The 8,343-nt window shown below is 45.9% G+C and carries 9 protein-coding genes; 4 read left to right on the forward strand and 5 right to left on the reverse strand.

Features of this window, described 5'->3' with window-relative positions:
* Nucleotides 1–262: 262 nt before the first annotated feature.
* Both lipA and ACFQ2O_RS17790 read right to left on the reverse strand, forming a co-directional pair.
* The gene (lipA, locus tag ACFQ2O_RS17785) at nucleotides 263–1,165 is read right to left on the reverse strand and encodes a lipoyl synthase (protein WP_377530988.1); all 903 of its coding nucleotides are present in this window, start codon (nucleotides 1,163–1,165) and stop codon (nucleotides 263–265) included.
* A gap of 121 nt (nucleotides 1,166–1,286) precedes the next feature.
* A complete protein-coding gene (locus tag ACFQ2O_RS17790) occupies nucleotides 1,287–2,012 on the reverse strand; it encodes a hypothetical protein (protein ID WP_377530961.1) in 726 nt (241 codons plus the stop codon).
* A gap of 71 nt (nucleotides 2,013–2,083) precedes the next feature.
* Between ACFQ2O_RS17790 and ACFQ2O_RS17795 the strand changes: the two genes are divergently transcribed.
* Entirely contained in the window at nucleotides 2,084–2,491 is a 408-nt protein-coding gene (locus tag ACFQ2O_RS17795; RefSeq protein WP_377530966.1) for an OsmC family protein, read from the forward strand.
* Nucleotides 2,492–2,527: 36 nt separating this feature from the next.
* On the opposite strand, the gene ytxJ is transcribed toward ACFQ2O_RS17795, so the two are convergent.
* The 3 genes from ytxJ to ACFQ2O_RS17810 all read right to left on the reverse strand — a co-directional run bounded on the left by ytxJ (nucleotide 2,528) and on the right by ACFQ2O_RS17810 (nucleotide 5,577).
* A complete protein-coding gene (gene ytxJ / locus ACFQ2O_RS17800; RefSeq protein WP_377530970.1) occupies nucleotides 2,528–2,869 on the reverse strand; it encodes a bacillithiol system redox-active protein YtxJ in 342 nt (113 codons plus the stop codon).
* 21 nt (nucleotides 2,870–2,890) lie between these two features.
* Complete coding sequence (locus tag ACFQ2O_RS17805; protein WP_377530973.1) at nucleotides 2,891–3,199, reverse strand: hypothetical protein; 309 nt, start codon at nucleotides 3,197–3,199, stop codon at nucleotides 2,891–2,893.
* A 398-nt stretch (nucleotides 3,200–3,597) separates the two neighbouring features.
* Nucleotides 3,598–5,577, reverse strand: a complete 1,980-nt coding sequence (locus ACFQ2O_RS17810) for an alpha-ketoacid dehydrogenase subunit alpha/beta (RefSeq protein WP_377530977.1) — start codon at nucleotides 5,575–5,577, stop codon at nucleotides 3,598–3,600.
* Between the two features lie 230 nt (nucleotides 5,578–5,807).
* Here ACFQ2O_RS17810 and ACFQ2O_RS17815 point away from each other — a divergent pair, with 230 nt between their 5' ends.
* The 3 genes from ACFQ2O_RS17815 to ACFQ2O_RS17825 all read left to right on the forward strand — a co-directional run bounded on the left by ACFQ2O_RS17815 (nucleotide 5,808) and on the right by ACFQ2O_RS17825 (nucleotide 8,340).
* On the forward strand, nucleotides 5,808–7,073 hold the full coding sequence (locus ACFQ2O_RS17815; protein ID WP_377530979.1) for a M16 family metallopeptidase: 1,266 nt from the start codon (nucleotides 5,808–5,810) through the stop codon (nucleotides 7,071–7,073).
* Between the two features lie 157 nt (nucleotides 7,074–7,230).
* On the forward strand, nucleotides 7,231–7,683 hold the full coding sequence (locus ACFQ2O_RS17820) for a PepSY-like domain-containing protein (protein ID WP_377530982.1): 453 nt from the start codon (nucleotides 7,231–7,233) through the stop codon (nucleotides 7,681–7,683).
* A gap of 207 nt (nucleotides 7,684–7,890) precedes the next feature.
* A complete protein-coding gene (locus ACFQ2O_RS17825) occupies nucleotides 7,891–8,340 on the forward strand; it encodes a MarR family winged helix-turn-helix transcriptional regulator (RefSeq protein ID WP_377530986.1) in 450 nt (149 codons plus the stop codon).
* Nucleotides 8,341–8,343 lie beyond the last annotated feature (3 nt).

Below are 8,343 nucleotides of genomic sequence, written 5' to 3' on the forward strand. Positions count from 1 at the left end.
ATATTTAGTTCACTTTATTAAAGAAGCAAAAAAAAGAAGGCAAATAATTGTTGTTACTCACAATCCTAACCTAGCTGTAGTTTGTGATGCAGAACAAGTTATTCATATGGCTATTTAAAACCGTTATTGTCAAAAATATATATAATTTTTCTCAAATAAACCCTAAGCTGAATATTTAGAAATTCTTCAGAAAATGTACAAAAGAAAGCCCCTGTTGCATACTTGCGCAACAGGGGCTTCCTTAAATAAAAGAATTTAATGTTTACACGTTTACATGTCTTTCTGCATGATACGAAGAACGCACCAATGGGCCAGACTCCACATACTTCAATCCACGGCTTAAGCCTTCCTCACGGTAGTGGTCAAAAAGGTCGGGGTGAATAAACTCAGCCACCTCTAAGTGCATTTTGGTTGGCTGTAGGTACTGCCCCAGTGTAAGTATATCACATCCGTTGGCAGCTAAATCATCCATTGCCTGGTAAACCTGCTCTCTTGTTTCGCCCAAGCCAAGCATAATACCTGTTTTAGTACGCTGACCATACTCCTTAGTGCGGCGGATCTGCTCCAGTGAGCGATCGTACTTAGCCTGTGGGCGCACACGACGGTAAAGCTCTTTAACCGTTTCCATGTTATGCGAAACCACTTCCTGGCCAGGAGAGATCATGGTGATCAGGGCCTCCCAATTGGCTTTCACATCCGGAATAAGAGTTTCAATGGTAGTGGTTGGCGACATTATCTTTACCTGTTTTACCGTTTCGTGCCAGATAGCAGCACCACGGTCTTTTAGCTCGTCGCGGTTTACAGAGGTAAGTACAGCATGTTTTACACCCATCAACTGAATGGCCTCAGCCACACGGCGAGGTTCGTCTTCGTCATACTCGTTCGGGCGGCCTGTGGCCACAGCGCAAAAAGAGCAACTGCGGGTACACACATTACCTAAGATCATGAACGTAGCTGTACCTGCTCCCCAGCACTCGCCCATGTTAGGGCAATTTCCGCTTTCACAGATAGTGTGCAGCTTATATTCGTCTACGATACTTCTTACTTTGGCGTACTCCTTCCCAACCGGTAGCTTTACCCGCAGCCAGTTTGGCTTGCGTGGCTGGCCTAGCGCATTAAGCCCCTCGGGCTTGGCATTAGGCTGAATAACCGGAAGTGTCATCATTTCATCCATAGTGCAAAGATAGGAAGTTATAGGTTAAGAGTTTAGCCATAGACCAAAAATGTGCCCATGCCCAACTCGTATCCCTAACAAACAGGCCTTGCTAAATGTTCTGAAACAGGAACTACTTACGGCTACCGTAGTACAGGTTTAAATACACAGAGGTAAAGAGATTGTTATTTTTGGATAAAGGGATAATTACTGGCTTGCTGGGAAAGTATTCTGCTGCCACGCCAACTTCTATACCTGCAATACTTTCGCGGTAACGGCCGTACTCAAAGCTGAGTCCTGCTTTACCATGCAGGCCTGGTTTAATGCTTGCCTCTCCCAAGCCACGAAAAACGGTATCACTGCCCAGAATATAATCTATAGAGTGAATTTTCTCATCATAAGGCACCGTTCTGATGTCGGTACCGTTGCCTCCAAAATTATAGTCGATGTAATAGGGAATCTCTAAACCTATAGATGGGCCAATAGCTCCGACAGCGTTTACCTGTACACCGGATTCAGCGGCCTTGCGGAATAGCACGAGTTCGCGGCCGTACTGGGGCCGGATAGCAAAAAAATAATTCTTTTTGCCATACACGTAGGGCTCTCCAAGTGCGGCAATGTAATGCTCTTCTTTCGGATGTTTTACTTCTACAATCTCGATAGCGCCAAACTGATACATGCGCTCACTCATGAAAAACGTAGAGCGAATAAACACCCCTCCTATCAAGCCCCCGTTCGAGTTAAAATTAATACCGTAGCTAAGCTCATTCCGGAAGCTTTCATCCTCGTCGTACTGTGCAAAGGCAGGAGTAGCCAGCAACATTATTGATAATAGCAGAAAAGGTAGTATTCTTATCACAGGCCAGGGCATTTCATATTGTTTAAAAGTACTTAACTTTACGTATAAATCAAACTCTGGATACTATACGAATGGCAACAATAAAAAGCACTTACAGCGGCAATCTACGCACTACTGCTCAGCACCTTGCATCTGGCAACAGCATTATAACCGATGCCCCTGTCGACAACAATGGAAAAGGCGAGGCTTTCTCTCCTACCGATCTTGTAAGTGCCGCTCTTGGCTCCTGCATGATGACCATTATGGGCATAGTGGCCAACCGCAGCAACATAGATATTGAGGGCATGGAGATAGAGATTACTAAAATCATGTCTGCCGAACCACGCCGCATAGGTGAGATAATACTTAATTTTACGATGCCAGCCGGTAAAACGTACTCTGACAAAGAAAAATCTATGCTGGAAAATGCAGCCCATACTTGCCCGGTAGCGTTAAGCCTTCACCCCGACATTAAACAGACTGTTAATTTCCAATACTAAGATACTACACCAAGAGCGGCGTGGCAGCACAAGCTGCTATGCCGTTACCTGGCTCTTTAGCTCATCTACGCTTATGCCCAAGTGTGATGCTTCATACGTGCACTGGCCGTCTTTTACCAGCAGCAACTGTGGCGACTCATGGTGTACCTCCAGCACTTCAGCAATTTCATTAGAAACCGAGCGGTACTTTAGCAGGTCAAGGTAGTAAGCTTTTACATCGTTTAAGTCTGCATCATCCCACTTGCGTTCTAACCTGCTTTTGGCGGTTGCACTGATAGAGCAGGACGTGCTGTGCTTAAATATCACCACAGGCTTACTCTTAGATTCTTCTATTACTTCGTTTAACTGCTCTACACTGGTTAGCGGATGCCAATTCATATATCTGATCCTTTCTCTTCTTTAGTTTGAACGTTTGTTTCTGCCACGCTGCCTATACTTCTTTTTCTTTTTGAAGAGGCCTTTTCTTTTTACCGGCTCACCATTGGTATCAAATTGATACTGTTCGCGTTCTTCGTTGCGAAGGCGCTTGCGGCCAGCTACTCCTTTTTTATAAGTATAAGCGCTGGTATTAAGGTGTGTGTCTTTATAAGTAACTGCATCAACTTTTGCAGCGTCTTTCAAGGACTGCTTTAGCTTCTGCTCATGGTTTTCTTCTGCTTGATAATTAACCTGGCTATAACCCGGCGTGCCTATCAGCAAAAGCAGCAACAGGCCTATTAAACATGTAATACCCCTGAGACAAGACAGATCTTTAGCACAAACCTTAGTCATCGTTCTTATACTGATTCTGTAGAAAGTGGTTTCTCGGTGTAAATCAATTGCGTTTTTTTACACGACCGTTCTTGTCCATATTAACCCTGATGGCTTCCAGTCCATCCGCACCTTTTACTTTAGAGGTCTTTTTACTCGTTGGCTTTGGACAGGGAATTCCCTTGCGCTGGCAGCTTGCCGCAGAAAGGAGCAGTAGACAAGAGAACAGAAAGAGGTAAGGACGAAGTTTATACATGCGGCAAATGTATTGTTAAATTTTAATATACAATAAAATAAGCACAAATCGATGCCCTTTGGCTCAGACAAACCTATAGGTATGATTTGTGCTTACTTGATTAGTAGTTCAGCATCAGCTCTGCCTTCTGGCGCAGGCGCTGCTTCGGAAGGAATTCTTGCTCTAGTGGTGGTGCAAACGGTACAGCCGTATCCAAGCTGGCCACTCTAGCCACAGGAGCATCCAGTAGTTCAAAGCAATGCTCACTAATCCAGGCTGCTATCTCGCCGCCTATTCCTCCTGTCATGGTATCTTCATGAAGTATAATAACACGACCTGTTTTCTCTACAGCGGCACGCACAGCTTCTTTATCCCAAGGCAGCAAAGTGCGTAAGTCCAGAATTTCTATACTTGCGTTGCTTAAATCCTGCTGCAGCTGCTTTGCCCAATGCACGCCCATCCCATAGGTGATGACGGTAAGGTCAGACCCTTCTGCCACCGTTTTAGCTTTGCCTATTTCAACTGTATAGTAGTCGTCTGGAATCTCCTGTGATATAGAACGGTACAGCATCTTGTGCTCAAAGTACATTACCGGGTTAGGGTCTTCGATGGCGGCATTTAACAGACCTTTGGCATCGTAGGGCGACGATGGATATACAACCTTTAAACCTGGCGTATGGAAGAACCAGGCCTCGTTGCTCTGCGAGTGGAACGGACCAGCTGCTGAGCCTGCACCAGTTGGCATACGCACTACCACATCGGCATTCTGGCCCCAGCGGTAGTGGCTCTTCGCCAGGTTGTTTACAATCTGGCTAAAGCCTGCACTCACAAAGTCTGCGAATTGCATCTCTACCATACTTTTCTGCTTACGCACCGATAGGCCTAAACCCACCCCAAGTATAGCAGACTCGCATAGCGGAGTATTACGAACCCGGTCTTTGCCAAAGCTTTCCACAAATCCCTCCGTTACTTTAAACACACCGCCGTACTCGGCAATGTCCTGCCCCATCAGCACGAGCTCTGGGTAGCGCTCCATACTTTGGCGCAGCGCATCCGAGATGGCATCTACAAAGCGACGTTCTGTTTTTGCTTCCGATGCGGGCTGCACCAGCTCCTGCGTAAATGGCTGGTACATATCTTCCAGCTCCTGCTCACGGTTTACTTCTGGCATAGGCTCTGCAAAAGCTTTCTGAAGCCCTTCTTCAATCTCCGCTTTCAGCTCCTCTTTGATGGTGTCCATGGTTTTCTGCGTCAGCACCAGGTCATCCAGCAGGTAGCGCTCAAAATTCTCTACAGGGTCTTTCTTTGCCCATTTTTCAAACAGCTCCTGTGGCACATACTTGGTGCCGCTGGCTTCTTCGTGCCCACGCATCCTAAACGTAATAGCCTCTATAAGCATTGGCCGTGGGTTCTTGCGTATACTTGCCGCAGCCTGGCGCACAGTATCGTGTACTTCAAGAATATTGTTGCCGTCTATCTGGAGGGTATCTATGCCGTAAGCCGGTCCTTTATCAATGAAGTGCTTGAACTTAAACTGCTCATTGCTTGGCGTGGACAGGCCATAGCCGTTATTCTCAATCATAAAAATAACCGGAAGCCCCCATACAGCGGCCACGTTCAAGGCTTCATGGAAGTCACCCTCACTTGCTCCGCCATCACCACTAAAAACCAGCGTTACCTTCTCTTTCTTCTCCAACAAGTCAGCTAAGGCAATACCATCTGCCACAGCCAGTTGCGGGCCCAGGTGCGAGATCATACCTACAATGTGGTGCTCGTTCGTGCCGAAGTGAAAAGAGCGGTCACGGCCTTTCGTAAAGCCCAGTGTTTTGCCCTGAAACTGTGCAAACAGGCGATCTAATGGCACCTCTCGGCTCGTGAACACGCCCAGGTTGCGATGCAAGGGCAGGATATACTCGTCCTGATCGAGTGCCATGGCAGAACCTACAGAGATCGCTTCCTGGCCAATGCCTGAAAACCACTTGGTTACTTTGCCCTGCCGCAGCAGCACCAGCATCCGTTCTTCTATCATGCGTGGCTTAAGTATGGCGCGGTATAGGCTTATCAGCTCGTCTTCGGTATATTCTTTGCGGTTATAGTTCATCCTAATTTCTAAAAACCTTGTTATAGTTTGGCAAGTTAAACTAATGGCGTTCCTTCTGAAACTTATGCCACTAATTTATACATTTGCTTTTATTTTAGATACTAGACGTTAGATTTTAGACGTAAGACTTTTCCCTAAAATTGTTTGTACTGCATTTAAGGCGCCGGTTAAAACCTGGTTGGCTACTCACTATCTAATGTCTAACATCTAGCATCTAACGTCTCATAAATATGATAGAATTCAAAGAATTTACCCTTGATAATGGTTTGCGTGTGATTGTGCATGAAGACCATACTTCGCCGATGGCCGTATTGAATATACTATATGATGTAGGCTCACGCGATGAAGAAGAGGCCCATACTGGCTTTGCTCATTTGTTTGAGCACTTGATGTTTAGCGGGTCTAAGAATATTCCTTCCTATGATGAGCCACTACAGCGTGTTGGTGGCGAGAACAATGCCTTTACCAGCCCCGACGTTACTAATTATTACCTTTCGCTGCCGGCGCAGAACATAGAAACCGGCTTTTGGCTGGAGTCAGACCGCATGCTGGAGCTGGCTTTTAGCGAGAATGGCTTAGAGGTGCAGCGCAAGGTGGTGGTAGAGGAGTTTAAGCAAAACTACCTGAACCAGCCCTACGGAGATGTGTGGCTGAAGCTACGCCCGTTGGCTTATAAGGAGCATTCTTACAAATGGGCCACTATCGGGAAAGAGATTTCGCATATAGAAGAAGCCACGATGGATATCGTAAAGGCATTCTTCCGCAAGCACTACTCACCAAGCAACGCCATACTTGTTGTGGCAGGCAATGTTACATTTGATCGGGCAAAGGAGCTGACGGAGAAATGGTTCGGCCCTATACCTGCAGGCGAAAAGTATGAGCGCCAGCTAACCAAGGAGCCGAAGCAAACAGAAGCACGCACATTAGAGGTTTCTGCCGACGTACCACTCAGTGCCCTTTACAAAGCTTATCATATGCCAGGTCGTGAGCAACCAGACTATCATGCAGTAGACCTGATCAGTGATATTTTGGGTCGTGGCAAATCAAGCCGCTTGTATGAGCGCCTGGTAACGGAGCAGAAACTGTTCAACTCTGTTGCTGCGTCTGTGTCAGGTAATATCGAGCCTGGCCTGTTGATTATACAAGGTAAGCTAAACGAGGGAGTGGATTTGCAAGTGGCAAATGCCGCTGTGGAAACTATTGTGCAGGAGATGATTGACACCCCGGTAAACGAGGAAGAGCTTAACAAGGTAAAAAACCAGGCGGAAACCAGCATCCTGTTCTCAGAGATAGAACTACTGAATCGTGCCATGAACCTGGCCTACAGCAAATTACTTGGCGATGCTGACCTCATCAACCAGGAAGGCGAACGCGTACAAGCGGTTACGCCTGCTGACATTCAACGATGCGCAAAAGAAGTACTTCGCCCGACCAACTGCTCAACTATACTATATAAAGCTGAGAAAAAAGAAAAATTGGCAGAGGCTGAAGTTTAAAGTATACGCAGTTAGGAGACATAAAAGGGAGGCCACAGTATGAGGCCTCCCTTTTTATTTAAGAAATTTCCGCTTTACTGCGTGTACTTCAAATTTGCTTCAGGTTTGGGTTCTAGTTTTGGCTTATAATTTATGGTAGCACTTAAAACTTAACTCTATGAAGCCCCTATTCTTTGCCTTACTCTGCGCGAGCAGCTCTTTAGTTGCCTGTGATAATGACGAGCAGGACATAGCACCAGATAAGGTACCTACTGAAGTAACAGCAGCTTTGGCAAAAGCTTTTCCAAATGCTACGGATCTTGAGTGGGAGAAAAAAGCAGCCGACTACGAAGCTGATTTTGACATTAACACAGTTGAACACAGTGCTTTGTTGAGTGCATCTGGAGAAATACTGCTGCAAAAACGCGACATAGTCGCAACAGAGCTACCAGAGCCAGTAAAAATGTCCATAAGCCAAAACTATGCTGCATACAGGATCGATGATGCCGAGGTAGTAGAGAAAGACGGAACCCTTTTCTACCAGGTTGACCTGGAGAAGAACAACACAGAGCAGAAAGTAGTGCTTGCCGCTGATGGGCAGGTACAAAATAAAATGACTTACTGGGACTAATACCAGCAAGCAAAAATTAAAACGTAAAATGGATAATAGCTTAGAGCGCAGAGCCTAGAACTCTGCGCTTTATCTTTTTATAGTTGTGTAGCTTTAAAAGGAAATGAAGCAGGCAAACCTTGCCCCCTTCACCTCATTCTGCAACCTTACACCTGCAACTATTGTATATACAAATATTAAGTATATTTTTGCAGCCTGAACAAACCTATGCGAATAGAAGACGAAATACACCAGAAGGAATTCAAAAACGATTACCGTCGTTTGATGGCGAATCTGTTGTTTACAAACAACTGGCTTAACCAACAAATGACGCCGTTCTTTAAGGAGTTGGGCCTTACGCTACAGCAGCATAACGTTCTGGCTATTCTGCGTGGGCAGCACCCTGAGCCAGTATGTTTCGGTGATATTCAAAACCGCATGGTAGATCGTAACTCTAACGTTACCCGCCTGATTGATAAGCTAATCGAGAAAAGCTATGTAACACGCGATATCTGCCAAAGTAACCGCCGCATGATTGAGGTGCGGATTACAGAGAAAGGAGTAGAGAAGCTACAGGAGGTAGATACTAGATTTCCCGAATTATTTGCCCGCTTCGAAAACCTTAGTCCAGATGAAGCTGTTATGGCAAGCAACTTGCTCGATAAGCTAAGGGGCTAAAAG

This window comes from Pontibacter rugosus (assembly GCF_042678745.1).
GTDB classification, from domain to species: domain Bacteria; phylum Bacteroidota; class Bacteroidia; order Cytophagales; family Hymenobacteraceae; genus Pontibacter; species Pontibacter rugosus.

Excerpts from the sequence above, each read along its gene's own strand:
- lipA (WP_377530988.1), bottom strand. The coding sequence starts at position 1,165 with ATGATGACACTTCCGGTTATTCAGCCTAATGCCAAGCCCGAGGGGCTT.
- ACFQ2O_RS17795 (WP_377530966.1), top strand. The coding sequence starts at position 2,084 with ATGGCAACAATAAAAAGCACTTACAGCGGCAATCTACGCACTACTGCT.
- ytxJ (WP_377530970.1), bottom strand. The coding sequence starts at position 2,869 with ATGAATTGGCATCCGCTAACCAGTGTAGAGCAGTTAAACGAAGTAATA.
- ACFQ2O_RS17810 (WP_377530977.1), bottom strand. The coding sequence starts at position 5,577 with ATGAACTATAACCGCAAAGAATATACCGAAGACGAGCTGATAAGCCTA.
- ACFQ2O_RS17815 (WP_377530979.1), top strand. The coding sequence starts at position 5,808 with ATGATAGAATTCAAAGAATTTACCCTTGATAATGGTTTGCGTGTGATT.
- ACFQ2O_RS17820 (WP_377530982.1), top strand. The coding sequence starts at position 7,231 with ATGAAGCCCCTATTCTTTGCCTTACTCTGCGCGAGCAGCTCTTTAGTT.
- ACFQ2O_RS17825 (WP_377530986.1), top strand. The coding sequence starts at position 7,891 with ATGCGAATAGAAGACGAAATACACCAGAAGGAATTCAAAAACGATTAC.